The organism is Lentzea albidocapillata subsp. violacea (assembly GCF_900100275.1).
GTDB classification, from domain to species: domain Bacteria; phylum Actinomycetota; class Actinomycetes; order Mycobacteriales; family Pseudonocardiaceae; genus Lentzea; species Lentzea violacea.
Genome location: NZ_FNET01000010.1, coordinates 131,893 through 158,324, shown reverse-complemented (window position 1 = coordinate 158,324; position 26,432 = coordinate 131,893). Strand labels below are relative to the sequence as shown.

Annotated in this window: 29 protein-coding genes; 13 read left to right on the top strand and 16 right to left on the bottom strand. The window is 68.2% G+C overall.

Going from position 1 to position 26,432, the window contains the following annotated elements; translation table 11 throughout:
- Positions 1–540, top strand: a complete 540-nt coding sequence (locus BLR21_RS22965; protein ID WP_090008092.1) for an isochorismatase family protein — start codon at positions 1–3, stop codon at positions 538–540.
- On the opposite strand, the gene BLR21_RS22960 is transcribed toward BLR21_RS22965, so the two are convergent.
- The 4 genes from BLR21_RS22960 to BLR21_RS22945 form a co-directional block, all read right to left on the bottom strand.
- Positions 537–1,205, bottom strand: a complete 669-nt coding sequence (locus BLR21_RS22960; RefSeq protein WP_090008090.1) for a hypothetical protein — start codon at positions 1,203–1,205, stop codon at positions 537–539. The two genes, BLR21_RS22965 and BLR21_RS22960, sit on opposite strands and share 4 nt — an antisense overlap.
- Before the next feature lie 124 nt (positions 1,206–1,329).
- Positions 1,330–2,502 carry a non-hydrolyzing UDP-N-acetylglucosamine 2-epimerase gene (wecB, locus tag BLR21_RS22955; protein WP_090008088.1) on the bottom strand — a complete coding sequence of 391 codons (1,173 nt, stop codon included), beginning with the start codon at positions 2,500–2,502 and terminating at the stop codon, positions 1,330–1,332.
- Positions 2,503–2,571: 69 nt separating this feature from the next.
- Complete coding sequence (locus tag BLR21_RS22950) at positions 2,572–2,763, bottom strand: LPXTG cell wall anchor domain-containing protein (RefSeq protein ID WP_090008086.1); 192 nt, start codon at positions 2,761–2,763, stop codon at positions 2,572–2,574.
- Between the two features lie 13 nt (positions 2,764–2,776).
- Entirely contained in the window at positions 2,777–3,541 is a 765-nt protein-coding gene (locus BLR21_RS22945) for a choice-of-anchor P family protein (protein WP_090008084.1), read from the bottom strand.
- A gap of 295 nt (positions 3,542–3,836) precedes the next feature.
- On the opposite strand from BLR21_RS22945, the gene xrtP reads away from it, so the two are divergent.
- From xrtP to BLR21_RS22920, 5 genes are all read left to right on the top strand, one after another.
- Positions 3,837–4,355 carry an exosortase P gene (xrtP, locus tag BLR21_RS22940; protein ID WP_256334871.1) on the top strand — a complete coding sequence of 173 codons (519 nt, stop codon included), beginning with the start codon at positions 3,837–3,839 and terminating at the stop codon, positions 4,353–4,355.
- 44 nt (positions 4,356–4,399) lie between these two features.
- Positions 4,400–5,722, top strand: a complete 1,323-nt coding sequence (locus BLR21_RS22935) for a glycosyltransferase (protein ID WP_090008343.1) — start codon at positions 4,400–4,402, stop codon at positions 5,720–5,722.
- 99 nt (positions 5,723–5,821) lie between these two features.
- Positions 5,822–6,394 (top strand): biotin transporter BioY, encoded by a 573-nt coding sequence (locus tag BLR21_RS22930; RefSeq protein ID WP_256334870.1) that lies wholly within the window; start codon positions 5,822–5,824, stop codon positions 6,392–6,394.
- Positions 6,395–6,404: 10 nt separating this feature from the next.
- Complete coding sequence (locus BLR21_RS22925; RefSeq protein ID WP_176929749.1) at positions 6,405–7,040, top strand: nucleotidyltransferase family protein; 636 nt, start codon at positions 6,405–6,407, stop codon at positions 7,038–7,040.
- 35 nt (positions 7,041–7,075) lie between these two features.
- Positions 7,076–9,079: an ATP-dependent DNA helicase gene (locus BLR21_RS22920; protein WP_476737558.1), complete on the top strand. Its 2,004-nt coding sequence runs from the start codon at positions 7,076–7,078 to the stop codon at positions 9,077–9,079.
- On the opposite strand, the gene BLR21_RS22915 is transcribed toward BLR21_RS22920, so the two are convergent.
- The 8 genes from BLR21_RS22915 to ctaD all read right to left on the bottom strand — a co-directional run bounded on the left by BLR21_RS22915 (position 9,048) and on the right by ctaD (position 16,070).
- Positions 9,048–9,644 carry a VOC family protein gene (locus tag BLR21_RS22915; RefSeq protein WP_090008078.1) on the bottom strand — a complete coding sequence of 199 codons (597 nt, stop codon included), beginning with the start codon at positions 9,642–9,644 and terminating at the stop codon, positions 9,048–9,050. The genes BLR21_RS22920 and BLR21_RS22915 overlap by 32 nt on opposite strands.
- Before the next feature lie 48 nt (positions 9,645–9,692).
- The gene (locus tag BLR21_RS22910; protein WP_090008076.1) at positions 9,693–9,992 is read right to left on the bottom strand and encodes a hypothetical protein; all 300 of its coding nucleotides are present in this window, start codon (positions 9,990–9,992) and stop codon (positions 9,693–9,695) included.
- A complete protein-coding gene (locus tag BLR21_RS22905; RefSeq protein ID WP_090008074.1) occupies positions 9,989–10,294 on the bottom strand; it encodes a helix-turn-helix transcriptional regulator in 306 nt (101 codons plus the stop codon). Before BLR21_RS22905 ends, BLR21_RS22910 begins: the two co-directional genes overlap by 4 nt.
- 10 nt (positions 10,295–10,304) lie before the next feature.
- Positions 10,305–10,877 carry a VOC family protein gene (locus BLR21_RS22900; protein WP_090008072.1) on the bottom strand — a complete coding sequence of 191 codons (573 nt, stop codon included), beginning with the start codon at positions 10,875–10,877 and terminating at the stop codon, positions 10,305–10,307.
- 22 nt (positions 10,878–10,899) lie between these two features.
- Positions 10,900–12,279, bottom strand: coding sequence for a phospholipase D-like domain-containing protein (locus tag BLR21_RS22895; protein WP_256334869.1), 1,380 nt, complete (start codon positions 12,277–12,279; stop codon positions 10,900–10,902).
- A 30-nt stretch (positions 12,280–12,309) separates the two neighbouring features.
- Positions 12,310–12,930: a peptidyl-tRNA hydrolase gene (locus tag BLR21_RS22890; RefSeq protein WP_090008335.1), complete on the bottom strand. Its 621-nt coding sequence runs from the start codon at positions 12,928–12,930 to the stop codon at positions 12,310–12,312.
- Between the two features lie 56 nt (positions 12,931–12,986).
- Positions 12,987–14,201: a phosphoserine phosphatase SerB gene (gene serB, locus BLR21_RS22885; RefSeq protein WP_090008070.1), complete on the bottom strand. Its 1,215-nt coding sequence runs from the start codon at positions 14,199–14,201 to the stop codon at positions 12,987–12,989.
- 81 nt (positions 14,202–14,282) lie between these two features.
- Positions 14,283–16,070, bottom strand: coding sequence for an aa3-type cytochrome oxidase subunit I (gene ctaD / locus BLR21_RS22880; protein ID WP_030479250.1), 1,788 nt, complete (start codon positions 16,068–16,070; stop codon positions 14,283–14,285).
- A gap of 133 nt (positions 16,071–16,203) precedes the next feature.
- Between ctaD and BLR21_RS22875 the strand changes: the two genes are divergently transcribed.
- The gene (locus BLR21_RS22875) at positions 16,204–16,710 is read left to right on the top strand and encodes a DUF305 domain-containing protein (RefSeq protein ID WP_218130938.1); all 507 of its coding nucleotides are present in this window, start codon (positions 16,204–16,206) and stop codon (positions 16,708–16,710) included.
- Between the two features lie 118 nt (positions 16,711–16,828).
- On the opposite strand, the gene BLR21_RS22870 is transcribed toward BLR21_RS22875, so the two are convergent.
- From BLR21_RS22870 to BLR21_RS42670, 4 genes are all read right to left on the bottom strand, one after another.
- Positions 16,829–17,557 carry an LPXTG cell wall anchor domain-containing protein gene (locus BLR21_RS22870; protein ID WP_143027838.1) on the bottom strand — a complete coding sequence of 243 codons (729 nt, stop codon included), beginning with the start codon at positions 17,555–17,557 and terminating at the stop codon, positions 16,829–16,831.
- A gap of 191 nt (positions 17,558–17,748) precedes the next feature.
- Positions 17,749–17,937 (bottom strand): hypothetical protein, encoded by a 189-nt coding sequence (locus BLR21_RS41760; protein WP_143027837.1) that lies wholly within the window; start codon positions 17,935–17,937, stop codon positions 17,749–17,751.
- A gap of 586 nt (positions 17,938–18,523) precedes the next feature.
- A complete protein-coding gene (locus BLR21_RS22865) occupies positions 18,524–19,804 on the bottom strand; it encodes an aKG-HExxH-type peptide beta-hydroxylase (RefSeq protein WP_090008064.1) in 1,281 nt (426 codons plus the stop codon).
- Positions 19,805–19,928: 124 nt separating this feature from the next.
- On the bottom strand, positions 19,929–20,081 hold the full coding sequence (locus tag BLR21_RS42670) for a hypothetical protein (RefSeq protein ID WP_169746011.1): 153 nt from the start codon (positions 20,079–20,081) through the stop codon (positions 19,929–19,931).
- A 157-nt stretch (positions 20,082–20,238) separates the two neighbouring features.
- Between BLR21_RS42670 and BLR21_RS22860 the strand changes: the two genes are divergently transcribed.
- The 6 genes from BLR21_RS22860 to BLR21_RS22840 all read left to right on the top strand — a co-directional run bounded on the left by BLR21_RS22860 (position 20,239) and on the right by BLR21_RS22840 (position 26,422).
- The gene (locus BLR21_RS22860; RefSeq protein ID WP_090008062.1) at positions 20,239–21,036 is read left to right on the top strand and encodes a FadR/GntR family transcriptional regulator; all 798 of its coding nucleotides are present in this window, start codon (positions 20,239–20,241) and stop codon (positions 21,034–21,036) included.
- 91 nt (positions 21,037–21,127) lie between these two features.
- On the top strand, positions 21,128–22,261 hold the full coding sequence (locus tag BLR21_RS22855) for a hypothetical protein (protein ID WP_256334868.1): 1,134 nt from the start codon (positions 21,128–21,130) through the stop codon (positions 22,259–22,261).
- Positions 22,262–22,303: 42 nt separating this feature from the next.
- Positions 22,304–23,287, top strand: a complete 984-nt coding sequence (locus BLR21_RS22850; protein ID WP_090008060.1) for a LacI family DNA-binding transcriptional regulator — start codon at positions 22,304–22,306, stop codon at positions 23,285–23,287.
- Positions 23,288–23,396: 109 nt separating this feature from the next.
- Positions 23,397–24,734: an ABC transporter substrate-binding protein gene (locus BLR21_RS42665; protein WP_176929748.1), complete on the top strand. Its 1,338-nt coding sequence runs from the start codon at positions 23,397–23,399 to the stop codon at positions 24,732–24,734.
- Entirely contained in the window at positions 24,735–25,592 is an 858-nt protein-coding gene (locus BLR21_RS42660; RefSeq protein ID WP_030479259.1) for a carbohydrate ABC transporter permease, read from the top strand.
- The gene (locus BLR21_RS22840) at positions 25,589–26,422 is read left to right on the top strand and encodes a carbohydrate ABC transporter permease (RefSeq protein WP_090008058.1); all 834 of its coding nucleotides are present in this window, start codon (positions 25,589–25,591) and stop codon (positions 26,420–26,422) included. The genes BLR21_RS42660 and BLR21_RS22840 overlap by 4 nt, the downstream gene beginning before the upstream one ends.
- Positions 26,423–26,432: the final 10 nt, after the last annotated feature.

The following is a 26,432-nucleotide window of genomic DNA, read 5'->3' as shown; positions in this document are numbered from 1 at the left end:
ATGACCAAGGCACTGATCGTCGTCGACGTGCAGAACGACTTCTGCGAAGGCGGTTCGCTGGCCGTCACGGGCGGTGCGGCCGTCGCCGCGGCCATCTCGCAGCACATCACCACCTCGTCGTACGACCACGTCGTGGCGACCCGCGACTACCACGTCGACCCCGGCGCGCACTTCTCGCTGACGCCGGACTTCATCGACTCGTGGCCGGTGCACTGCGTGGCGGGCTCGCCCGGAGCGTCGTTCCACCCGGAACTGGACGTGTCGGGGATCGAGCAGGTCTTCTCGAAGGGCCGTTTCGCCGCCGCCTACTCGGGTTTCGAGGCGGAGAACGACCTCGCGGGCTGGCTGACCGAGAGGGGCGTGACCGAGGTGGACGTCGTGGGCATCGCGACCGACCACTGCGTCCGCGCCACCGCCCTCGACGCCCACCGGAACGGCTTCCGCACGAGGGTGCTCGTCGACCTGACGGCGGCGGTCGCCGCGACGACCCGCGACGCCGCCGTTGAGGAGCTGCTCGCCGCGGGTGTCGCTGTCTCCTAAGGCGTCGGCGAGCAGGCCACCGAACCGACGGTGATGCTTCCCGTGTAGCCGGACGACGGTTCGAAGGTGATCTTCAGCAGGGTCATGCTGAGACTGCCGTCGTTCGGCACCGGGAACACCGTGTCGGTGAACTTGGCCTTGGCGAGCACGGTTCCGTTGTTCGCCTTGACGTCGTGCACGTAGCCGGACGGGAGCTGCTGCGGCAGCCCGGTCCAGCCGGACATGCCCTTGAGCTGCCAGCCGGCCTGCGTGCCCTTCTCGTCGGCGTCGCAGTTGACCGTCCACTCGGCGATCTTGAGCCGCGGTCCTCTGTTCCCACCGGACAGCCCGGCGAGGGCGGACAGGTCGAAACCCGCGCCCTTCGCCACGGACTTCGTCCTGGTGAGGAACTCGTCCGGGTTCACCACCTCGGTCGTGCAGGTGGAACTGGTCTCGCCGATCTTGAGCCCGGTCCGGCTCACCGCCGGGCTGGAGCCGGTGACGGTGCCCGCCACGTCCGGGTTCACGTCGCACACCGCGAGCGGCGCCACCTTGAACGTCTGACCCGCCTTCGCGAAGTCCGCGGATCCCGACGACGCGGTACCGGGCGGGTTGGCCGCGAGCCCGGTGCCCGCGGTCACGAACGTCAACGCGACCACAGCTCCGGCGATCGAAGTCTTGCGCATTTTTCGCATTGCCTTTGTTCCCACGGCCCGATAATGGTTGTGCTGGGTGGCGCTGATAACCGCCCAGCCCTTCATGTCACCCGAACGTGTCGCCAATTACCCGGTTGAGTGACAGGCGTCTTCGTCAGCGAACGCCCACGAGCGTGGCGAACGGCTCGCGGCGCGGCAGGGCCGTCGGCAGGCCCGCCAGCCTCTCCAGCGCGGTGCACACCCGCACGGCGGCACGCCCGTCACCGAACGGGTTGCGCCCCAGGGGAAGCCGCAGCCGGGAGCCGAGCACCCAGCCCGCCTCGGCGAGGATGCGGGTGGTGTCGGTGCCGACGAGCCAGGCGCACCCGGCGTCGACGGCGAGCATGCGTTCGGTGGTCTCGCGCAGCACCAGGACGGGCACGCCGAACGTCGGCGCCTCCTCCTGGATGCCACCGGAGTCGGTCAGCACGAGGGCCGCCCGCTTCAGCACGCGTACCAGGTCCGGGTAGTCCAGCGGGTCGGTGATGACGATGCGCTCGTGGCCGCCCAGCAGTGACACGACCTGTTCGCGCACACCGGGGTTCGGGTGCGCGGGGATCACCACGTGCAGGTCGGGGTGGCGGTCGGCGATGGAGCGCACGGCGTTGAGCACGCGCATGAGCGGGCGGCCCCACGACTCACGGCGGTGCACGGTGACGAGCATGAGCCGGCCACCGGTGGCGTCCAGGGTGCGTTCCAGAGCGATGAGATCCGGGCTGGACGCTGGCAGGTTCGCGGCCGCGACACGCTGCACGGCGTCCACGACGGTGTTGCCGGTGACGACGATGTGGCTGTCCGGCAGCGACTCTGAGTTCAGCGCGTTCGCGGCGTCGTCGGTCGGCGCGAGGTGCAGCGAGGTGATGCGGGAGATCATCTGCCGGTTCCCCTCCTCGGGGAACGGGCCGTACAGGTCACCGGTCCGCAGACCGGCTTCCAGGTGCGCCACGGGGATGCCGCGCCAGAACGAGGCCAACGCGGCGGCCAGGGTCGTGGTGGTGTCGCCCTGCACGAGGGTGACCGCGGGGTCGCGCTCCTGCAGCAGGGCGTCGAACTCGGGCAACAACCGGGAGACCAGCTCGGCCTGCGTCCCGGAGTGGCGGGGGACGTCCAGCCGCACGTCCGGCACCAGGTCGAACGCGCCGAGCGCCTGCTCGACCATGCCGGAGTGCTGTCCGCTGTGGACGATCGTGGGACGCAGGCCGGGGTGCCCCTTCAGGGCGATGGCGACCGGGGCGATCTTCAGTGCTTCTGGCCGGGTGCCGGCCACCAGCAGAACCTCTTTGCTCACCGTTGTCCTCTTCTCGGGGAAAGAGCGGGAGGTCCGTCTGGGGCCGGGGGCAACCCCAGACGGACCAATTCAGCCGGCTCGATTCGGTCTGGTCTGGACGGGGACCGCGCGACGCCTCTTCCGCGCCGAGTGCACTAGGAACGCACCCGCGACGAGGAGGACGATTCCCGCGGCGATCCACCAGGTCACGTCCGCGCCGGTGACCGCGAGGGCACCCACGCCCGTGCCGACACCGATGCCGGTACCGGGGACCTTGTACATCTGCGCTCCTCGATCAGGCCGCGTTGAGTGACGCGCGACGGCGCAGCGCCAGGAAGGCGACCGGAGCGGAGACGACACCGAGCAGGCCGAGGCCGATCCACAGGCCTGCCCCCGACGCCATCGGGATGGGCAGGCCGGCGGGGCCGCACGTGGCGGACGAGATGATCACGTCGCCGGTGCCGATGCCGCCGAGCGCGCCCTGCAGCAGCTTGATGTGGATCGCGTTCACGGTGAGGCTGCCGTCGTTGTTCCTGATCTGCTCGTTGAAGATCACCTCGGCGATCTTGATGCCCGCGAGCTGCACGTCGAGCCTGGTGTTCGCCGCGGGGTCGGCGTTGACCTGGCCGAGCCTGCCGAGGTTCACGCCCGCCAGCTTGGCCTTGCCGGCGAGGCCCTTCTGGGTCGCCGTGCACTCCGCCTCCACCAGTTCGGCGGAGATCCTGCCGGTGACCTTGGAGAGCAGGTCGACCCGGACGTCCGCGGTGCTCGCCCGCGAGTACACGCCGCCGGACTTCTCGTCCCGCGACGCGGAAGCGTTGATGACACCGGTCTTCAGGATCCCGGTGAGGTCGACGCCTGCGAACGTGTTCTGGGTAGGACCGTTCGCATTGGCTGCGGCGAACGGCTCCGCGTTGACCGCGGGGTTGCCGAGCAGCGTCACGTCGAGCTTCGCACCGTAGGCCGAGGCGTCCCCCGGAGCGGCGGAAGCTGGTGCGGCACCGACCAGGAGTGCGGCAATCGCGATGACTCCAGCCAGTCCCGTCATTCGGACACGCATGAAACTCCTTCCCTTGGTTCGTCTGGCCCCAGGGCGCGTTGATACCGATGTGGTTTCACGCTTTCCGGGGGCAATTACCGGCATCGGCTTTCTTTCGAGGGAACTGAGGGTTACTCCCCGTATCGGGCGACACGACCACCCGACTCGCCCAACCGGCGCCACTCATGGTGGGACTTTTGATCAATTTCTGATTACGGCGTCACCCGATCCGGGGGTGAGGGATGACGTTGCGTCTACCGATGGAAGGTCAAGTAGCCCGTCTGGGCGCTCCCTCATCGGTTGAAAGGATCTTCGGGTGACGCTTGCCGTGCGCCGCACCGCATTCCCGAGCCGGGTGACGGTGGTCGCCCTGCTCGCACTAGCGGCGGGACTCGTGTTCGCACATCGCCTGTACCGCACGGCGGAGATCTCGCTGTCCGGCGCGGTCCTGAGCGTCATCAGCTCCTATGGCGTGGAAGTGGTCCCGGAACGCCAGACCGTCTACTTCGGGCTGGGCTCGGACACCCCGCTGGGCCTGCGGATGACGCCGGAGTGCACGTCCGCGTTCCTGGTGCTGCCGCTGATCGTCGTCGGCGCGGTCATGATCGCGTTGCGCCCGCGCATCCAGAGCCGCGTGCTGTTCGCACTGGGGGTCGCGGCGTTCGCGGTCGTCGTCGTGAACCAGTTCCGCGTGCTGACGCTGGTGGGCCTGGTCGACTGGCTGGGCGTCGACACCGGGTACTACTGGGGTCACACCCTGCTCGGGTCGATGGTGAGCGTGTTCGGTGGCGCGGCCGCGTTGGTCGCGTTCGTCTGGCTGGCCACGCGGAGGTGAGCCTCGACCTCGTTCTCGGGTTCACGCAGGCGCTCGCCCTGACGATGAGCGTCGCCTTCGTGACGTACGTGTTCGTGATCGTCATCCCGTACCTGCGGCGCAAACCCGCGCCCGTCGGCGAGCCTGCCTCGTTGGAGTGGCACTTCTTCGTGCCGTGCCGCGACGAGGAGGCCGTCATCGGCGACACGATCCGGTACCTGCGCGGGACTTTCCCCATCGCGCACGTGTGGGTCATCGACGACGACTCGGACGACCGCACCGCCGGAGTCGTGCGGACGTTGAAGCGCAACGGTGGTGTGCGGGACCCGCAGATCCACCTCGTGCAACGCCAACGCCCGTACGCCCGCACCGGCAAGGGCAACGCGCTGAACGACGCCTATCGCACGTTGAAGATGTGGATGGGACGCCGCGCGGACACCGACCGCGCGATCGTCGTGGTGGTCGACGCGGACGGGCGACCGGCCCCGAACTGCCTCGAAGTCTGTGCGGCGCAACACCTCTTCGGCAATCCGCGGATCGGCGCCGTGCAGGTGGACGTGCGGATGATCAACGCGGGCCGGCGGCAGCCGGGGGTGTCGCGGTGGCGCCGCGCGTTCGGTGCCGGGCTCGTGCGGATGCAGGACCTGGAGTTCCGCACGGCCATCGCGGCGATCCAGATGTCCCGCGGTGCCACCGGCACGATCTCCATGGGCGGCAACGGCCAGTTCACGCGGCTGTCCGCGTTGGACTCGATCGCCGGGCCGGCCGGAAGCCCGTGGCGCGGGTCGTTGCTGGAGGACTTCGAGCTCGGCGTGCACCTGCTGACGGCGGGCTGGCACACGGGTTTCTCGTTGGACACGCACGTGAACCAGGAGGCGCTGTACTCGTTGCGACGGTTCCTGGCGCAACGCACGCGGTGGGGCCAGGGCACCATGCAGTGCATGCGTTATCTGCGGCGCATCTGGGACTCCGACCACCTGACCACGCTGGGCGCGGCGGAGATGATGTACTACCTCGCGCAACCGTGGATGCAGTTGCTGGGCACGCTCATCTACCCGATTCCGATGGCGATGATGGCGTACCGGTTCGCGGTGTCGCCTTCCGAAGTCGTGTCGTGGTTCTTCGACGGCGCGTGGATCCTCTTCACCGTCTACGGCGCGTTCGGACTGATGCCGTTCGTCCTGTGGGGACCGGTGTATCGCGCACGCTGTGAACCCGTGGGGTTCTGGAAGTCCATTGCGTACGGGTTCGGTTACGCGCTGTACATCTACACCTTCTACATCACGTCGTGGCGCGCGCTGATCCGTTTGGTGCGCGGCAACAACGGTTGGACCAAAACGCGTCGCAACGAGGAGCGGGTGGCGGGCAAGGTCGCCCTCGACGCCTGATCCGCATGTGTGACCGGTCACTTTGTGGAGATCGAACAAAGACGTTCTCGAGCCTGCGTGGTTAACCTCGGTTCACTCGACTCCGCCTGGGAGGGAACCGTGACTCTCGCACTCGCGCCTCGTCGCACCGTGCTCGCCGACTTCGTGCCGGGCGCCCTGGCCCGCGACCTCGCTCTCGTCGTAGCCGGTGCCGCGTTGACCGGTCTCGCCGCTCAGGTGGCGCTGCCGATCCCCGGCAGCCCGGTTCCGCTGACGGGCCAGACGTTCGCGGCCCTGCTCGTCGGCGCCTCGCTCGGCTGGCAGCGCGGAGCGACCTCGATGCTGCTGTACCTGATCGCGGGCGTCGCTGGCGTGCCGTGGTTCCAGGGCGGCTCGTCCGGTGTGCCGGTCTCCCTCGGCTACGTCGTCGGCTTCGTGTTCGCCGGTGCTCTCGTGGGCTACCTGGCCGGCCAAGGTGGCGACCGCACGCCGTTGCGCACCCTGGGCACGATGGCGCTGGGCAACCTCGCGATCTACTCCGTCGGCGTGCCGTGGCTGATGGCGATGACCGGGATGTCACTCGGCAAGGCCCTGGCCGTGGGCGTGCTGCCGTTCCTGATCGGTGACGCCCTGAAGATCGCCCTCGCCGCCGGCCTCCTGCCGGGAGCCTGGGCCCTCGTCCGCCGCCGGTAGCTTGGACCGGGTGGTGACACCTGGGGAGTACCTCTCGTTCTTGGATGCGCGCCTGCCCGGTCTCGTGGCAGGCGCGCATGTTTATGGGTCCCGCGTGCTCGGCGACGTCGTGCACGACTCCGACCTGGACATCGTGATCGAGCTTTCCGCCGCCGCCGAACTACCGTCGATGGACGGCGCCGACGTCGCGGTCGTGCTCGCCGGTTCGCTGGAGAAGCCGGTGTTCGACGTGACGCCGTTGGCCGGCGAGATCACTCCCGTGCTGTGGCAACAGCTGCGGACCGTCGGTCAGACCGTGCGCGGCACACGACCCACCTGTCCGGGCACTGCCGCTGACGTCGAGGCCTACTGCCGCGACAACCTCGTCAGCTACTGGAAACGCCTGTTCGACCGGGTCCGGGTCATGCCGGACCTGCCGGGTCACGACATCCTCTGGGTGGGCCTGGGACCCGCGCGGCTGTGGCACACGATCCGGACCGGCGAGATCGTCAGCAAGTCGCGCGCCGGTGAGCTGGCGGCGGCCCGCTGGCCCGATCTGCCGATCCTGGACCTGGTGGCCGCACGCCGGGACCCGTCGGTGCCGCTGACCTCTTCGCACCTGCGCGCGTCCGTCGAGCTGTTCGACCGGATCTGCGGCGAGGTCTGACGGGACTGTCGGACCCTCCGGGTACGGTCTGTCCCGTGCCTGAAGTTCCCCCCACCCTGAGCCTGCTCGAAACCGCCGTCCACGCCGTGGGCGGCGCGGAGCGTCCTGGTCAGGTGGAGATGGCCGAGGCCGTCGACCACTCGATCCGCACGGGCGAGCACCTCGCGGTGCAGGCGGGCACGGGTACCGGCAAGTCGCTGGCGTACCTGGTGCCGTCGATCCGGCACGCGGTGGCCGAGGACGAGACGGTGGTGGTCTCGACGGCCACGATCGCGTTGCAGCGGCAGCTGGTGGACCGGGATCTGCCGCGGCTCTCCAAGGCGCTCAAGAAGGACCTGGGGCGCGAGCCCACGTTCGCGATCCTCAAGGGCCGCAGGAACTACCTGTGCATGCACCGCGTGCACAACGGCGCGCCGGACGAGCCGGAGGAGGACGCGCTGTTCGACCCGTTCGCGGTGTCGAAGCTCGGGCGCGAGGTGAAGCGGCTGCACGAGTGGTCGTCGGACACCGAGACCGGTGACCGCGACGAGCTGGTGCCCGGTGTCAGCGAGCAGGCGTGGCGGCAGGTCAGCGTCACGGCCCGCGAGTGCCTCGGGGTGTCGAAGTGCCCGATCGGGTCCGACTGCTTCGCGGAACGAGCGCGGGCCGAGGCGGGCAAGGCTGACGTGGTGGTGACGAACCACGCGATGCTCGCCATCGACGCGTTGGAGGGTTACCAAGTACTGCCCGACCACGACGTGGTGGTGATCGACGAGGCGCACGACCTGGTCGACCGCATCACGTCGGTGGCCACGGAGGAGCTGACCGGAGCGTCGGTGGGCATGGCCGCGCGGCGGTGCGGGCGGCTCATCGACCAGGACATCGCGGATCGGCTGGCCGAGGCGGGCGACGGGCTGGCGATGATCCTCGAGGACATGCCGTCCGGCCGGTTGGACGCGCTGCCCCGGGCGCTCGCGGGTGCGCTGGCGGCCACGCGCGACGCGGCGCACAACTGCATGTCGGCCATGGGTTCGGAGCGCAAGGAAGACCCGGACGCGGCGACGGCGCGCAAGCTCGCGCTGGCGTTGCTGGAAGAGGTCCACGACTGCGCGGTGCGGGTGCTGGAGGCGTTCGACGAGGAACGTGACGTCGTCTGGGTCTCGGGCGACTTCAACCAGAAGGCGCCCTCGCTGCGGGTGGCGCCGCTCGGTGTCGGCGGGCTGCTGCGGGAGCGGCTGTTCGCCAAGCGCACCACCGTTCTGACGTCCGCGACGCTGACCCTGGGCGGCGCCTTCGACACGATGGCGCGCCAGTGGGGCCTGCCGCCGTCGGAGAAGGTCCGCAAGATCGAGGGCGCGGCGACCGAGAAGGACATCGACGGTCCCAAGTGGAGCGGCCTCGACGTGGGGTCGCCGTTCCAGCACGGCACGAGCGGAATCCTCTACGTGGCAAGGCATCTGCCACAGCCGGGCCGCGACGGCCTGCCGCCGGAGTACCTCGACGAGATCGAGGGCCTGGTGAACGCGGCGGGCGGTCGCGCGCTCGGCCTGTTCTCCTCGACGCGGGCGGCCAAGGCCGCGACCGAGGCACTGCGGGACAAGATCGAGTACCCGATCCTGTGTCAGGGCGACGACGCGACGGGCCTGCTGGTCAAGAAGTTCTCCGAGGACGAGCGCACGTGCCTGTTCGGCACCCTGTCGCTGTGGCAGGGCGTCGACGTGCCGGGGCCCAGCCTCCAGCTCGTGATCATGGACCGCATCCCGTTCCCGCGCCCGGACGACCCGCTGGCCTCCGCCCGCCAGAAGGCGGTGAGCTCACGTGGCGGCAACGGCTTCCTGACCGTCGCCGCCACGCACGCCGCCCTGCTGATGGCCCAGGGCGCCGGCAGGTTGCTGCGCTCGATGTCGGACAAGGGCGTGGTGGCCGTCCTCGATCCGCGCATCGCCACCGCTCGCTACGGCGGCTTCATCAGGGCCTCACTCCCCCCGTTCTGGACGACCTACGACCCGGAGGTGGTCCGCGGCGCCCTCAAGCGCCTGGACGAGGCTCAGACCCCTTGATCCGCTCGACGAGCTCGTCGCGGTAGGCCTGGGCCTCCGCCAGTTCCGGTTCGGAACCATCGGTCTTCGTCAGCGCGCCTTCGAGGATCTTCAACCCCTGCCGCTCGTCCCCCTTCGCGTCCGCCAGCCGTGCCGCGTTCTCCATGGCTTTCGCGAGCTTGGTGCGCGCCTCGGGTTCCTGGGTGGCCTTGTTGATCCGGATCCAGTTGCCGCCCGGATCGACGACGGTGAACCCGGTGTACCGGTCGTTGCGCAGCCGAGGCCGGGTCATCCGCGGGATGCCGGAGATGAGCAGCTTCCCGTGCACAGCGCGCATTCGCGCCGCGAAATCCTCGAACAACGGCCCGGTGTCCTCGACGATGATCACGCACGTGCTGTGCGACTGCTCCGGAACGTGCCCGTCCATCCCGTAGAAGTGCAGGTTGATGTCTTCACGCCGCACGCAGACGTACGGGTTCGGGCGCGTCTGCCGATAGGTGATGGAGAAGCCGAGCATCTCGTAGAAGGCCGACATCTCGTCGATGTCGACGCAGGGCAGGAGCGGAATAGTCAGTTCGTTCGCCACCGCCCGAAGCTAAGCCCGGTCCCGCCGAAACGACACCGAGCTATTTGCTCAAGCGAACAGCAGCGCGAGCCCGCCCAGCACCATCAACGCGGAAACCACGGCGATGGCGAGCACCCGCCCACGCGAAGTCCCCGCGTGCTTCAAGGCAATGCCCAACGGTCCGATTCCAGCCACAGCAGCCCCTTTCGAAGGCATGACAACAGCAGCACGCACAGCCCCGACCGCCACCCCGAACGGCGACATGCCGAGTTCGCGTGCCCCAACGACATCCGCTTCCCACTGCTCGCGACAGCGCTCGTCACCCACCACCGCCGCCGCGAACCGCACCAGCAGCAACGCGATTCTCATTGCGCCGCCCGAGGCACGAACCTCGGTGCCGGAGCAGCCCGCGCGACGACCCTGCGGGCCTCCGCGGCCCCGTCAGCGGTCAGCCGGTACATCCGCCGGCGCGGCCCACGCCGTTCCGCGTCGTCGTCCCAGGTCGAGGTGACCCACCCAGCCCGTTCCAGCTTGTCCAGCAACGGGTAAACGCTGCCCGACGGCCTGCCGGTGAGCTTGATGATCTCCAGACCCCAGCGCGGCTCGTCGGTGGCGAGCAGCACTTCGAGAACGTCGACGGTGGCCTTGCCGATGCGTTGCAGTGGCTCCACACCACTAAGACTACCTATGTAGATTAAGCCGGTCAAGCAGCTCTTCGCGGAACTCCAGTGCCGAGGCCCGCTCCTCCTCCGAGGCGTGCACCTCCCGCGCCAGCGCCCCTTCGAGGATCTTCAACGCCTGCCGCTCGGCCGCGTGCGACCCGGCCAGCGTCACCGCGGTGTCCAACGCCCGCGACAGCCCGTTCCGCCCGTTCTCCCGTTCACGCACCGAGGGGACCACCCGGATCCAGTTGCCGCCGGGATCGACGAACAGGAACCCATCGCGCCGGGGCCGCGTCATCCGCGGGATGCCCGTGACCAGCACCTGCCCGTACACGGCGCGCATCCCGGCCGCGAACACGCCGTACACCTCGCGCGGGTCCTCGACCTGGATCAGGCACGAGCTGTACGACTGCGCGGCCTGGTAGCCGGGGATGCCGAAGAAGTGGAGGTTGATCTCCTCCCGCCGCACCGACAGGTACGCGTTCGGCCGGTACTGCCGGTACGTGACCGTGAACCCGAGCATCACGTAGAACTCGGCCACCTCGTCGATGGAGGCGCACGGCAGCAGCGGGATCGTCACCTCGTTGGCCACGTCGCCAAACTAGACCCGGAGATCAGCCGTCGACCAGCAATCCACGTAACGGTCCTTGCAGTCTTCCGGCCCGGCGGGACACACCGGGCAGCGACGTGACCCGCCCGGAACCCTTCAGCTCCGACCGCCACACGCGGTCGACGATCTCGTGCGCGGGCCCGGAGACGTCCGTCCCCAGATGTTCCGCCCACAGCCGCAACCGCGTCGCGCGCACCACCTCGGCGTCGTCGGTCACGACGTTGACCTCGGTGTCGTTGAACAGCGAGTGCTCGTTCAGGTTCGCCGACCCGATCGACATCCACCTGTCGTCCACAATGGACAGCTTGGCGTGCACGTAGACCGGCGCGTCGCCATGGGAGACGAGCGTTGCCGCGACGAGCCGCCCGCCTTCGTCGACGTCGAGCAGACGGCCGAGCTGCCCGCGGGTGGTGTCGGCGCCGTTGCTCGGTTTCTGCGGCAGCAGCAACACCATCCGAAACTCGGGCGACGGCGGCCGTCTCAGCTTCTCCAGCAGCACCTCGGTGATCTCCGGGGACCACAGGAACTGGTTCTCCACGTAGATCAGCGACTCGGCCGCCCGCAGCGCCCGCAGGTACGAGTCGAGCAGGCTGAAGTCACCGTGCGGGGCGAACGAGTAGGTCTTCTCCGGGATCGTCCGCACCAGCTGCACCGACGACGACCCGGCCTCGGGCGGCACCTCGGGCGCGGGCAGCGTCTCCCCCGCGATCTCCAGCCACCGCGCGGCGAAGTGCGCGGCCACCTCGGCGACGACCGGGCCCTCCAGCCGTGCGACGTGGTCGTGCCAGCCGAGATCACGCGGCGGATGCTCGGGCGAGTCGTGGCGGTCGCCCTCCACGGCCGTCATGTCGAGGCCGCCGACGAACGCCACGTCGTCGACGATCACGATCTTCTCGTGGTGGCAGTGCAACGTGCGCTCGCGCGCGTCCAGCTCGCACCGGACGGCGCCGCACTCCCAGAAAGCCTTCTGCGCGGCCAAAGCACGCTTGCGCGTCGGCTCGAACATCGGGAACGGCGGACCGGCCCAGAGCAGCACGCGCACCGGGATCCGTTCCGCCGCAGCCGAAAGCAGCTCACGCAACTGCGGCGCGCCCGGTTCGCGGGTCAGCCGGAAGTCCGGCGACGCGTGCCAGTTCGCGATGTGCACGTACTTCCGCGCGTTCTCGATCGCCTTCGCCACGACCGGGAACGCGTTGGCGCCGTCGACCAGCACCTCGATCTTGTTGCCGCGCTGCACGGGACGGCGCGGGGTGAACCACCCCGCGCCCTCGTCCGTGAGCACGTCGCCCCACCCCAGCCGCGTCAGCCGGCGGGTGTGGTGCGAGCACAGCATGTTCTCCAGCCCGTCGCCGAGCCGGGCGTCAAGAACGTCGAGTAAGCCCACGAGAGGCGGATTTACCCGATTCGCACGCTTCTAAACGGCGAGCACCGTCGTCGTGCCCGGCTCGACCTCCGTGAAACCCGCGTCCCGCACCGCCACGACGTCGCCGCGGTGGATCAACGAGTCCCACTCCGCGACGGACGGCGTCCGCACGGCACACCGGTAGTCCAGGTCCGCCCACGCCTTCAGCTCGACCGCGGAGAGGTGCGGCGCCAGCAGCATCGACGCGTGGCCGACCTGAGCCGCGAGCTTGCCGGCGGACATCTCGACGCGCGGGTTCACGTACAGCAGCCGCGCGCCCTCCGGCACGGGTCCCGGCTCGTCGGCAGGCAGGTCGGAGCCGGAGATCTGCAGCTTGGCGACCTCCCGCGGCGTCTCGGACACCAGCACGGGCAGCAGCGAACGGACCGACGCGCCGCCGACCGTCACGGTCACCCCCGGCAGCTCCTGCACGGCGTCCCACTGCACGCCGCGGGCCCGCCGCGACACCTTGCGGATCCGCCCGGCCACCCACGCCCGCACGGCCTCGTGCCACTCGCCGCCGACGTCGGCGCGCGGGTCGAGGCACACCGCGACCGCCGAAGCGGCCGCGGCCTCCAGCAGCGCCGTCCGGGACGGCGGGTCGACCCGTTCGATGCGCAACACCATCGGCATCGCGCGGACTTCGGACTCCTCCGCGTAGTTCCGGGAAGCGATCAGGTCAAGAATCTTCACAGCCGGGTCAGCTCCAGGCCGTCCGCGGCGTCCGCGGCCTCCACCTCGGCCCGCGTCACGCCGAGGATGAACAGCACCGCGTCCAGGAACGGGTGCGACAGCGCCGTGTCGGCCACCTCGCGCAGCGCGGGCTTGGCGTTGAACGCGATGCCGAGGCCCGCCGCGTTCAGCATGTCGATGTCGTTCGCGCCGTCACCGACCGCCACGCACTGAGCCAGCGACACACCGACCTCCTCGGCGAACCGCCGCAGCGCCACGGCCTTGCCCGGCCGGTCGACGATCTCGCCGACGACCTGCCCGGTCAGCTTGCCGTCCACGACCTCCAGCGTGTTCGCCGCGCAGAAGTCCAGCTGCAGCTCGTCCGCGAGACCCGTGATCACCGACGTGAACCCGCCGGACACCACACCGCAGTAGAAACCGAGGCGCTTCAGCGTCCGGATCGTCGTGCGCGCGCCGGCCGTGAGCTCCAGCGAGGACCCGACCTCCTGCAGCACCTTCTCGTCGAGGCCCTCCAGCAACGCCACCCGGCGCCGCAGCGACTCCGCGAAGTCGAGCTCGCCGCGCATCGCGGCCTCGGTGATCTCGCGCACCTGCTCCTCGCACCCGACGTGCGCGGCCAGCATCTCGATCACCTCGCCCTGGATCAGCGTGGAGTCGACGTCGAACACCACCAGGCGCTTGGCCCTGCGGGTCAGCCCGGCGCGTTCGACCGCGATGTCGAGGCCCACCCGGACCGACACGTCGGCGAGCGCCGACCGCAGCGCCGAGTCGTTCTCCATCGTGTCGTCCGCGACCGAAACGCGCAGCTCAAGGCCCGTGACGGGATAGTCGGCGACACCGCGGATCGCGTCGATGTTCACACCGAGCGACGCCAGCCGGCGCGCGACCTCGGTGAACGCCCTCGCGGTGACCGGGCGGCCGAGCACGATCAGCACGTGCGAGGACTCCAGGCGGGCGGTGCGCTTCGAGTCCGCGCCGATCTCGATCTCCACATGCATCGAGACGGTGGCCATGGCCTGCTCGACCGACTCCTGCAGACCCTCGGGATCGTGGTCGGTCGAGACCAGCGCGCCGAGCACCAGCCGGCCTCTGATCACGACCTGTTCCACGTCGAGCACGTCGACGCCGTGCCTGGTCAGCACGGCGAAGAGCACCGAGGAGACGCCAGGCTTGTCGGGTCCGGTCACGGTGATGAGCACGGGCGTTTTCACGTCGTCGTCTCCTCGTAGACGCGAAGAGCCCCGGCCGCGTGGAAGCAGCCGGGGCTCGTCGTTGAACCTGTTACTCGCAGGTTACTTGTGGTCGTCGTCGTCCTTCTCGGAGGCCGTACCCGACTTGATCGCGGACGCCGCCATCTCGGACAGCGCCGGCTTGGCGTCCTTGTGCTGGATCGTCTTGCCGGTGAAGGTCACGTGACCCTCGTTCCGGATCCGTTCGATCATGTGCGGGTAGTGCAGCTCGAACGCCGGGCGCTCCGAACGGATCCGGGGCAGCTCGGTGAAGTTGTGCCGCGGCGGCGGGGACGAGGTGGCCCACTCGAGCGAGTTGCCGTAACCCCACGGGTCGTCCGCCGTGACGACCTCACCGAAGCGGTAGCTCCGGAAGACGTTCCAGATGAACGGCAGCGTCGACGCGCCCAGGATGTAGGCACCGATCGTCGAGATCATGTTCAGCGTCGTGAAGCCGTCCGACGCCAGGTAGTCGGCGTACCGGCGCGGCATGCCCTCGTTGCCCAGCCAGTGCTGGACGAGGAACGTCGCGTGGAAGCCGAGGAACGTCGTCCAGAAGTGCAGCTTGCCGAGCGGCTCGTCCATGAAGCGGCCGGTGATCTTCGGGAACCAGAAGTAGATACCCGCGAAGGTCGCGAACACGATCGTGCCGTAGAGCACGTAGTGGAAGTGCGCGACGACGAAGTACGTGTCGGACACGTGGAAGTCGATCGCGGGCGCAGCCAGCAGGATGCCGGACAGACCACCGAAGAGGAACGTGACGATGAAGCCGATGCTGAACAGCATGGGCGTCTCGAACGTCAGTTGCCCCTTCCACATCGTGCCGATCCAGTTGAAGAACTTCACACCGGTCGGGACCGCGATGAGGAACGTCATGAAGGCGAAGAACGGCAGCAGCACGGCGCCGGTCGCGTACATGTGGTGCGCCCACACGGCGACGGACAGGGCCGCGATGCCGAGCGTCGCGTAGACCAGGCCGTTGTAACCGAAGATCGGCTTGCGGCTGAACACCGGGAAGATCTCCGACACGATGCCGAAGAACGGCAAGGCGACGATGTAGACCTCCGGATGCCCGAAGAACCAGAAGAGGTGCTGCCACAGGATCACCCCGCCGTTCTCGGGGTTGAACACGTTCGCGCCCAGATGGCGGTCGGCCAGCAGGCCGAGCAGCGCGGCGGTGAGGATCGGGAACGCGAGCAGCACCAGGATCGACGTCACCAGGATGTTCCAGGTGAAGATCGGCATCCGGAACATCGTCATGCCGGGCGCGCGCAGGCAGACCACGGTGGTGATCATGTTCACCGCGCCGAGGATGGTGCCGAGACCACCGACCACCAGGCCGGAGATCCACAGGTCGGCACCCGCGCCGGGCGAGTGGATGGCGCTCGACAGCGGCGTGTAGGCGAACCAGCCGAAGTCGGCGGCACCACCGGGGGTGACGAAGCCCGCCATCACGATCAGGCCACCGAAGAGGTAGAGCCAGTACGAGAAGGCGTTGAGCCGCGGGAACGCCACGTCGGGCGAGCCGATCTGCAGCGGGAGCACGAAGTTCGCGAAGCCGAAGACGATCGGCGTCGCGTAGAGCAGCAGCATCACGGTGCCGTGCATCGTGAAGAGCTGGTTGAACTGCTCCTGGCTCAGGAACTGCATGCCGGGACGGGCCAGCTCGGTCCGCATCAGCATGGCCATCGCGCCGCCGACCATGAAGAAGGCGAACGAGGTGACCAGGTACATGATGCCGATTTGCTTGTGGTCCGTGGTGCGGAACATCCGCAGCAGGAAGGACCCCTTGACCGCAGTGCGCGTCGGATAAGGACGCGTTGCGATCGGCTGCGGGGCTACGGCCGTCACGGTACCTCCAGGCCTTGGTGGGACCAGTAGTTCGGGAAACTCCCCGGATATTAGACGGAGCCGATCAGCTCCATTCGGGTGGGCCATGGCCGGTGGCCAGCGGCGTAGCGCACGTCACACGTATCCTGCCGCCGTGCTTCGATTGCTCGCTGTCGCTTCTGTCCTGTTGCTGGCCGCCTGTGGCTCTCCGGCCACGCACAACTCCGCGGACGTCACGTTCGCCCAGGGGATGGTGCCGCACCACGAGCAGGCGCTGGAGATGTCCGGCCTAGTCCCGTCCCGCACGGAGAACCCCAGGCTGATCGATCTGGCCAAGCGCATCGCGGACGCCCAGAAGCCCGAGATCGACCGCATGAACGGCTGGCTCCGCACGTGGAACGCGCCCGTGCAGGCGTCCTCACACGGCCACACCGAATCGCACGGCATGGTCGAACTGGGCAACCTCGCCGACCTGGACGGCACCGAGTTCGACCGCCAGTGGCTGTCGCTGATGATCCAGCACCACCGCGGCGCCGTGGACATGGCGCGCAAGCACCTCTCCGCCGGCACCGACCCGGAGACCCGCAAGCTCGCCCAGGACGTCGTCAGCCACCAGGAGAAGGAGATCGCGGAAATGGAGTCGCTGCTCCCCCAGGGCTGATGCCGGCTGCCTCCTCCGCGAACAACGAAGAAGCCGCCCAGCGCACCGTAGGGATCTACGGCGGCGGGGCGGCTCCTTCAGACACGACGCACGCTCTGGGGCGTGCTCATGCAGTGTCTTAGATGCGACGCCTGCGCATCACGAGCACCAGCGCGGCACCAGCGGCGACGAGCGCGGCACCGAGCCCGAGCATCCAGGCGGACCCGAACCCGGTGGCGGCGAGGTCGTCCTCGTTCGCGACCGGCACGACCGCGGCCGTGGTGGTCGTGGTCGGCGCGACGTCGGAGGACGACGCCCCGGTGGTCGTCGTGGTGGTGCCGGATGACGAGGACGGGGTCGACGACTGCGTCACGGTCGTAGTCGTCGTGGTGGTCGTCGTCGTGGTCGGGGTGGTCGTCGTGTCCTTGATGCCACAGCCGTACCAGTGGCTGATGTCCGAGCCGTTCCCGTTGTCCTTCAGGGGAGCGCGGAGCTTCTCCCACGGCAACGTCGCGCCGAGCTTGTCAGCGAGGTAGACGTTGAACACGGGGCCGCCCTTGACCACGATGCCCGTGACCTTCATGCCCTCGGGCAGTCGGGACAGTCCGGTGATGTTCAGGTGCAGCTGGTTGTCGCCACCTGAGTAGTCGAACAGGTCCGGGTGGATCGTGACCCCGGTCAGCCCGCCCACGGTGCAGGCCTCGGGGTGCTTGATGTCGACGTTCTTGAGGTACGCCGTCGCACGCGGGTCACCGCTGACCGGCGCATCCTGCTCAGCGAGCGACGTGGTCGCCAGGGCGAGCGTGGCCACAGCGGCCATGGCGGCCGAGGCGAGCAGGCCGGATCTTCTCAGAGGCGTCAGGCGCATCGGGTTACTCCGTGAGGGTTGGCGGATTCGGCGATCTAAGACGATCGACGTCCCCCGAACGGTCTAGATGACGATCAACTTCGCCCTTGTGGCCGAGTTGTTACCCGTCCGTGAGGTCGCATCCCCAAACGACCGAACGCCGAAGGGGCCTGCCTGACGGCAGACCCCCTCGAAAGCACACGGAACGACTCTCAGTCGTTCTCCGCCGCGTCGGCGGGCTTGAGGAACACCGTGCCACCGTTCGGCATGCGCCGGAACCAGTCAACGGGAGTAACGGGCTGGCCGAGCACCGGACCCACACCAGTGGGGAGGTGGGGAACGGGAACGCCGGCACCAAGGGGGATCTGGGGCCGACCGAGAGGCTGGTTCGGGGTGGTCATGGTTCCTTCTCGACGAATGGGGTCGGGGCCTGCGCACGAGGAAACTCCGGATACCCGGGAAGCCCTGGCCACACCCGTCTACAACACGGTGTCGAGCTGGTGATACCCGGTTCGCCTGAGTGTGACCTCGAACGGTATTCATCGCCTATCGTCACGACACACGCCGGAAAACGACTGGTGGCGGCGTCGAGCACGTAAGGGTTTTGGCACACCGGGTGGACCGGATGCGGCAGTCTACAACGCCCCGCAAGGGGCCTCACCTGCACGTTCGCGGCCCGCACCTGCTCCCGGCGGCCATCCTAGGCGCGACGGACCCGCCCCAGGAATAGCAGAAATGAACTCATTTCTCATTCGGCGCGAAAATACCTGCGGCGGACACCGGTGCCGCCAGCAAGATCAACGTGGCGAACGGAGGTAGACCGTCCCACCGTTCGGCATGCGCCGGAACCACTCGATCGGTACCACGGACCGCCTCTCTGGCATGCCCGCTCCAGGCGGCAGCCGCGGGAGGCGCGCTCCCACGGCCGGAGGGAACAGCTGCTGACGGACAACCCAGTTCGAGGTGGTCATGGTTCCTTCTGAAAGGTCACTCACTCGCTTCAATGATTGAGAACACGTGCAACGACCCCAGAGCGGCTGCCAGCCGCCGTCGCGCCTCGGGCAGGTCGACCCGCCACTGCTCGGTGGCGTTCCCGAGCAGCAGTCCGAACGGCCCCGGCGCCTGGCGGCACTCGTTCAGCACCCAGCCGGCGTCGGAGTCGAGCCAGAAGATCTCCGGCCGTTCCTCCATGCGACCCACCACGGCGCGACCACTCTTCGCGAGCCGGTAGGTCACGTCCGGCGGCACTCGGAAGTTCCCGTCCTCGCGGATGCCGGCAGCAAGGAGGGACGCATCCACAGTGGACACCCCGTCCGCCGCCTCGGCCACTTGGCCCGCGAGAGCGCGCAGCAACCATCGGGCGTCCGGCAGCAGGTCATGCTCGTGCGCCAGCAACCAGTCGCCGATCTCCGCGGCCCGCTCCCGCGCCTTGGGCAGCAAGGAGTGCGGGCCAAGCTGTGCCGGCTCGGACAACAGGAAGAACTGGCCGAGACAGGTGTAGGCGTGCCAGGCCGCAAAGGTCTGTTCCAGGGGCCATCGGGCGTGAGACCACGAGTTCTCGAAATACTCCGCGTCTTCGGCGTGCGTGTCGAGGAACTCTCGCGTGATGGCCAAGTCGAAGAACTTCTCGTGCGCGCCCTCGTGCACAAGCGCCTCAGCTACCTCCATCGGGCCGACCGGCTCGTCGATCAGCACGATTCCGGGCACGTATCGCGACGACGCGGAGACCACTCCCCCGGACGTCTCCGCCCTGAGCACCGCGAGCATCGATACGTGGGCCAGCAGATCGCCGGCCATCGCGGGCGCGAGTCGCCTGAACAGGTCGACGCCGTCGGCCACGATCCTGACCGCCGTCTCGAACCGCTCTCCGTCCGCCTCGGTCAGCGGCCGCGGCGCCTGACCGGGTGGGGCGATGATGCGCAACGGCGCTTCGAGCTGTTCAGCGGCCGCCGGATCGGACGCCACCGCGATGCCGACGTCCCGCACGCCCATCGCGGCGACTTCACGCAGCGCCTCCGGGTCCACGCCACCGTGCCCCGCCAGAGCGCGACCGATCTCGTAGCGCACGATCGGATGGTCGAGGAGGTTGTCTGACATCTCCGTGCCGGGTGCGAACAGTTCGACGGCGAGGCGGTAGAGCGCACGTCGCTCGTCGACCAGCACGTCCGCGGGCGCGAGCCGCGCATGCAGCGCGGGTGCTGATGGAGAACTCAACATCGAAGACCCCGTGTTCACGTACCCGGCGGCGTGGAGCCGGCGCTTGACCACCGAAAACTCCCTGTCGCGGGAAGATAGCGACCTGCGTCACCGACGCGAAACCGGGATCCCCCACAGGACCGGTGCCCGGCCTGCGCCTGGGGGACGCCGACCGGGCACCGGTTGGTTCTGTTCATCAGCCGAACATGATGCTGGTGACGTTCACGAAGCCGACGACGGCCAGTGCGATGACCGAGACGGCGATCATCGTGATCACGGTGCGCCAGCCGATCGCGGTGACGGCGACTGCGACGGCGGCGGCGATTCCGAGTGCACTCCCTGCGGACATCTCGTTCCCTCCCGACTAGGCGAGTACGTGCTCCCGGGTGTGGGCGGTCCCAGGCGCCTCGCCTGGGACAAGAGTCTCGCGTTGTAGGTTGTCTGTCAACGGTCGCCGGGTTGCCAGACAAGTTGCAACTGACCGGCAACACGCCTAAGCTGGACCAATGCCCGCCGAGGACGTTCATCGCGGCGAGAGCTGGTCGCTCTCGCCTGATTCGCGACGGCCCCTGCCGGAGCTCATCGAGCAAAAGCTCCGGGAGCAGATCATCGGCGGCACCCTCAGAGCCGGCGACCGCCTCCCCACCGAGCCGGAACTCGCCCGCAAACTGGATGTTGCCCGGTCGTCGCTGCGCACGGCCCTGCAGCGGCTCCAGTTGCAGGGCATCGTCGAGGTCCGCCGCGGGCTGGGCTGGTACGTCCGCCGCACCGACCTCGCCGCCGTCGAGGAGCACATCGAGGGAAGGCTCGCCGCGCGGCAGTTCTCCCAGACCGACCTGCTGGAAGTGCGGATCGCGCTGGAGACCACCGCGGCGTCGCTGGCCGCGGTGCGCGCCGGCGACGGCGAACTGGACGAACTCGCCAAGCTGAACCACCGCTACCAGCGCGCGCCGGTCGAGGACACCCAGGAGGTGATCGAGTCGGACGAGGAGTTCCACTCGGCACTGATCCGCGCGTCGCACAACGAACTGCTGGAGCAGATGTACCAGGTGCTCGTGCCGGGCCTGCAGGACTGCAAGCGGCACGCGCACCCGTCCCGCGAGGTGCACAACCGTTCCGCGAACGAGCACGAACAGGTGATCTGGTTCCTCCGCCGGCACGACGAGGTGGGCGCGAAGAGCGCGATGACCACCCATCTGCTCGGGTTGTACAACGACGTGGCCACGGACGACACGCAGCCCAAAGCGACGCTCAGCACCTACGTCGGGGTGTCGGACAACCCGATCTGGGGCAGGTCGCGCTGATACGGCGGTGACCGAAAGGGGCTGGCGCTGACCCCTCATCACTCCCACCATGTATGGACAACCGGTGGAGTGAGGGGGCGGCGACCAGGTGGTGACGGCGCGCAGGCACAAACAAGCGCTGGCCGTCGCAATCCTGCTGGTCACCGTCGCGGCCGCGGACCTGACGGCGGTCCTGCTGTGGCAGCCCACTTCGCGCAGCGTCCTCCACGACGCGCTGGTCGTGTTCTGGCCGCTGCCGGCGCTCGCCGGATTTCTGCTCGGCTTCTACGAACTGTTCCTGCACAAGCGCCTCGTCGCGGAGTTCGGCCGGATCTCCGGGCCTGGCATCGTCGAGCACCTGCTGCCGTCCGAGGTGCTGCGCACCTTCCTCTCGTCCGTGTACGGCCCGAACGACGCGAACGACGACGTGGTGGCGGGTGTGCTCGGCGGCGACGGCATGCGCCCGCGCGGCGACGACCTGACGATCAGCACCAGCACCACCGTGAAGCTGGAACTGCAGGGCATCGACACCAAGACGTACCACCTGATGACGACGCAGCAGTACCGGTTCCGCAACGACGTCCCGACCGAGCGCTTCGTCATCTTCGCCACCTCGAACGCCACCCTGCGCGACAGCATCAGCGCCGCCTGCCGCTACCCGTTGTTCGAGCTGTACTTCATCCCGGACCCGTCGCTGTTCCTCGACTCGGTCGACGACCTGCGCCACTCCACCCAGATCGCCATCGACTACCTCGACCACGAAGGACTGCGCCGCTCGGCGGAACCCAGCCAGATCCCGCCGGTCGAGGTGAGGTTCGACCAATGGGCCAACTACCTGACGTTCTTCCGCGAGTCCACGGGCCCGCTGGGCAAGCTCAGCCCGCTGGACCACATGAGTGACCTGCGGATCCTCGAGTGCGACCTCAGCCGCATCGCGGACGACCACGTGGTGCGCGCGATCCGCGAGCTCACCGTCTGGTCACGCACGTTGCAGCGCACCAACGACGGCTTCTGCTACTGGCAGTCGCCCTATCCATCCTTTGTGGACACCATCAGCTTCGACGCGACCGGACTGGAGGTCGACCAGTCCCCCAGGCACGAGTTCCGGGTCATGCCCTTCACCTTCCGGTCGGCGACGGCGGCCGCGCGCTGGCTGGAAGCAGGTGAGCTCGAGGACCTGGACGTGCGGTCGTGGCTGCTGCCGGGGCACGGCGTGGCTTTGCTGTGGCGAGAGGCAATGGGCTGAGTGCCTTGCAAGTGAGCGCAAGAAATTGCGTACACTTGCGCCATGACGCAACGGAGGCTGGCCGAGGTCGCGGCCAAGGTCGGGGTCAGCGAGGCCACCGTCAGCCGGGTGCTGAACGGCAAGCCGGGGGTCTCGGACGCCACGCGGAGTGCCGTGCTTACCGCGCTTGACGTGCTGGGTTACGAGAGGCCGACGCAGCTCAGGGGGGAACGGGCGAGGCTGGTCGGGCTGGTGTTGCCCGAGTTGCAGAACCCGATCTTCCCCGCTTTCGCGGACGTGGTCGGGAACGCGCTGGCGCAACGGGGGTTCACGCCCGTTCTGTGCACTCGGACGGCCGGCGGGGTGACTGAGGCGGAGTACCTGGAGCTGCTGCTGGAGCAGCACGTCAGCGGCATTGTGTTCGCCGGTGGGCTGTACGCGCAGAAGGACGCGAGTCACGGTCATTACCAGCAGATGATGTCCCGCAAGTTGCCTACGGTGCTGGTCAACGCCGCTATAGACGATCTGGCGTTTCCTCGGGTGTCGTGTGATGACGCGGTGGCCGTGGAGCAGGCGTACGGGCATCTGACGTCGCTGGGGCATCGGCGGATCGGGGCAGTGCTCGGGCCGCTGGACCACGTGCCGAGCCTGCGCAAGCAGCTGGCCATCGACAAGTGCGGCGGGGCCGATGTCGAGCACGCGATGTTCAGCCTGGAGGGCGGGCAGGCGGCCGCGACCAAGCTGGTGCAGCGTGGGGTCACGGCGATCATCTGCGCGAGCGACCCCCTGGCGCTGGGTGCGATCAGGGCCGTGCGGCGTGCGGGACTGGACGTGCCCAAGGACGTGTCGATCATTGGGTACGACGATTCCGCCTTCATGACCTGCACTGATCCGCCGCTGACCACGGTCCGGCAGCCGATCGAGGCGATGGGGCGGGCGGCCGTCGAGCTGCTGGCCAACCAGATCTCCGGCAACGCGGTGGCGCCGGACGAGTTGCTGTTCGAGCCCGAGTTGGTGGTGCGGGCGTCCAGTGCGCCGGTGAGGTAACGAGAGCAGTCGTCTTCTTGCGAGTTTTCGTCTAGATATTGCGTTCAGATGTAACGGCGCCTTATGGTCGCCGTCACATCGACGCGCTCGTGAGAAGGGCGGCCCCACCATGAAGAAGTCCGCTGCCGTGCTGATTGGCGGTGTCCTGGCCCTAAGCTCCGTCGGCTGTGGGAGCGGTTCCACGACCGAGCCCGGCGGCAAGGTTCAGGTCAACATCAACGGTCAGCCGCCACAGACCCAGGCGTTCGACCGCAAGGTCTTCGACGAGGACGTCGCGGAGTTCGAGACAGCGAACCCGGACATCGACCTCGTGCCGCACGAGGGGTTCATGGACCCGAAGACGTTCAGCGCCAAGCTCGCCGGTGGCCAGTTGGAGGACGTCTTCTACGTCTACTTCACCGACCCCGCGGCGCTCATCGCCCGCAAGCAGGCGGCCGACCTGACCGACTACGTCAAGGACGTCCCGCACTACGGCGACCTGAAGCAGGAGCTCAAGGACGTCTTCACGGTCGACGGCAAGGTCTACGGCCTGCCCACCGCCAACTACACGATGGGCCTGCTCTACAGCCGCACCAACTTCACCAAGGCGGGCCTGGACCCCGACTCGCCGCCGAAGACGTGGGACGAGGTCCGCGCCGCGGCCAAGAAGCTCAAGGACGCCGGCGTCACCGGGTTCGCCGAGTACAGCAAGAGCAACCAGGGTGGCTGGCACTTCACCACGTGGATGAAGTCCGTCGGCGGTGACATCGCCCGCAAGGACGGCGACACCTACAAGGCCGACTTCAACAACGACAAGGGCAGGGAAGTCCTGCGCAGGCTCAAGGAGATGCGCTGGGACGACAACTCCATGGGCGAGAAGCAGCTCCTGGAGATCGGTGACGTGCAGAACATGATGGGCGCCGGGCAGCTCGGCATGTACCTGGCCGCGCCCGACAACGTCGCCGCGATCGTCAACCAGTTCAAGGGCCGCTACGACGACTATGGCCTGGCCGCGATCCCGGAGCAGAAGGGCACCCTGCTCGGCGGCGAGGGCTACATGATCAACCCGAAGGCCACGCCGGAGAAGATCAGGGCGGGCCTGAAGTGGATCCAGTGGAAGTACCTGAACCCGGACCGGCTCGAAGGCAACCTGCAGAAGTACAAGGACCGCGGGCAGCCCGTCGGCCTGCCGATCCCGCCGATCGCCGACATCTGGACCGGTGAGCCGCGCAAGCAGCAGGAAGACCTGAAGGCCAAGTACGCCACCATGCCGGTGAAGAACTTCCAGGCCTATGTGGACGGTTCGGAGAAGACCAGGGGCTCGCTCGAACCGCCGCAGGCGCAACAGGTCTACGCGATCCTCGACAGCGTGGTGCAGGCGACGCTGACGAACTCCGACGCCGACCACTCGGCACTGCTGAAGGACGCGGAGACCAAGGTCAACGCCGTTCTGGCGCAGGTGAAGTGAGTGCGGCGCCACGTCACCGCGTACGGCTTCCTGAGTGCCGCGCTGGTCGTCTTCGCGGTCTTCTCCTGGTACCCCATCGTGCGCGGGGTGGTCCTGAGCTTCCAGCAGGTCAACTTCGTCACGAGTCCCGACTGGGTGGGCTGGGAGAACTTCGAGCGACTCTTCGCGGACCCGCTGTTCGGGGTGGCGTGGCGCAACACCTTGTACTTCACGCTGCTGGCACTGGTCCTCGGTTTCGGCGTCCCGTTCCTGACCGCCGTGGTGCTCAACGAACTACGGCACGCCAAGGGCTACTTCCGCCTGCTGGTCTACCTGCCGGTGATGTTGCCGCCGGTCGTGACGGCCCTGCTGTGGAAGTGGTTCTACGACCCGGGACCGGGCCTGTTCAACTCCGTCCTCAGAGGACTCGGGCTGCCGACGTCCCAGTGGCTCGACTCCGCGGACACCAGCATGATCAGCCTGGTCCTGGTGATCACCTGGGCGAACATGGGCTCGGCGACGCTGATCTACCTGGCCGCGCTGCAGACCATCCCCGGTGAGCTGTACGAGGCCGCCGACCTGGACGGCGCGGGGATCGTCAAGAAGGTCTGGCACATCACGATCCCGCAGACCAAGTTCGTGATCCTGATGCTGTTGCTGCTGCAGGTCGTCGCGACCATGCAGGTCTTCACCGAGCCGTTCATCATGACCGGCGGCGGCCCGGAGGAGTCCACGGTCACCGTGCTGCTCCTGCTGTACCGCTACGCCTTCTACTACAACGACTTCGGCACCGCGAGCGCGCTGAGCCTGATCCTCTTCGCGGTGCTGGGCGTCTTCTCCTTCCTCTACCTCAAGATCACCAAGAAGGCCGACGCATGAGGACTCTCACCAGGGGAACGGGCCCGGCGTACTGGATCGTCCTGATCGGCACGCTGGTCCTGTTCACGGCGGCGTTCCTGCTCCCGCTGGTGTGGGTGCTGCTCGGCGCGTTCAAACCGCCGGCGGAACTGGCCCAGCAACCGCCGACCATCCTGCCGCGGACGTGGGAACCGGGCGCGTACGTCGACGCCTGGAACTACATGGACCTGGGCCGGTTCTTCCTCAACACGTTCGTCGTCGCGATCGGCGCGTGGGCGGTGCAGATGGCCGTGATCGTCCCCGCGGCCTACGCGCTGTCCAAGCTCCGGCCGATCTTCGGCAACGTGGTCATGGGCCTGATGCTGGCGACGCTGATGTTGCCCTCGACGGCCATTCTGGTCCCGGTCTACCTCACGCTCACCGACCTCGACCTGCTCAACAACCCGGCGGGCATCTGGTTGCCGGCCGCGGCGAACGCGCTGAACGTGTACCTGCTCAAGCGGTTCTTCGACCAGATCCCGGAAGAGCTCCTCGAAGCGGCCAGGATCGACGGCGCCGGAACGTGGACGACCCTCGTCCGCATCGTGCTGCCGATCTCACGCCCCATCCTCGCCGTCGTCTCGATCTTCGCGGTCGTGGCGGCGTGGAAGGACTTCATCTGGCCGCTGCTCGTGTTCCCCGATCCGGCGAAGCAGACGCTCAGTGTCGCGCTTCAGCGCTTCGCCCCGGACACCCCGATCAACCTCCTGCTCGCGGGCCTCGTGCTGGCGAGCCTGCCGATGGTGGCGCTGTTCCTGGCGTTCCAGCGGCACATCCTCGCGGGGCTCACCGCGGGCGGCGTAAAAGGCTGAAAGGACACCA

Coding starts and splice junctions, on each gene's coding strand:
- BLR21_RS22960 (WP_090008090.1), bottom strand. CDS start 1,205: ATGCGCAAGACTTCGATCGCCGGAGCTGTGGTCGCGTTGACGTTCGTG.
- BLR21_RS22965 (WP_090008092.1), top strand. CDS start 1: ATGACCAAGGCACTGATCGTCGTCGACGTGCAGAACGACTTCTGCGAA.
- BLR21_RS22860 (WP_090008062.1), top strand. CDS start 20,239: ATGCCCGCCGAGGACGTTCATCGCGGCGAGAGCTGGTCGCTCTCGCCT.
- BLR21_RS22945 (WP_090008084.1), bottom strand. CDS start 3,541: ATGCGTGTCCGAATGACGGGACTGGCTGGAGTCATCGCGATTGCCGCA.
- BLR21_RS22870 (WP_143027838.1), bottom strand. CDS start 17,557: ATGCGCCTGACGCCTCTGAGAAGATCCGGCCTGCTCGCCTCGGCCGCC.
- BLR21_RS22840 (WP_090008058.1), top strand. CDS start 25,589: ATGAGGACTCTCACCAGGGGAACGGGCCCGGCGTACTGGATCGTCCTG.
- BLR21_RS22950 (WP_090008086.1), bottom strand. CDS start 2,763: ATGTACAAGGTCCCCGGTACCGGCATCGGTGTCGGCACGGGCGTGGGT.
- BLR21_RS22910 (WP_090008076.1), bottom strand. CDS start 9,992: ATGAGAATCGCGTTGCTGCTGGTGCGGTTCGCGGCGGCGGTGGTGGGT.
- BLR21_RS22935 (WP_090008343.1), top strand. CDS start 4,400: ATGAGCGTCGCCTTCGTGACGTACGTGTTCGTGATCGTCATCCCGTAC.
- BLR21_RS41760 (WP_143027837.1), bottom strand. CDS start 17,937: ATGACCACCCCGAACCAGCCTCTCGGTCGGCCCCAGATCCCCCTTGGT.
- BLR21_RS42665 (WP_176929748.1), top strand. CDS start 23,397: ATGAAGAAGTCCGCTGCCGTGCTGATTGGCGGTGTCCTGGCCCTAAGC.
- BLR21_RS22890 (WP_090008335.1), bottom strand. CDS start 12,930: ATGCCGATGGTGTTGCGCATCGAACGGGTCGACCCGCCGTCCCGGACG.
- BLR21_RS22850 (WP_090008060.1), top strand. CDS start 22,304: ATGACGCAACGGAGGCTGGCCGAGGTCGCGGCCAAGGTCGGGGTCAGC.
- BLR21_RS42670 (WP_169746011.1), bottom strand. CDS start 20,081: ATGTCCGCAGGGAGTGCACTCGGAATCGCCGCCGCCGTCGCAGTCGCC.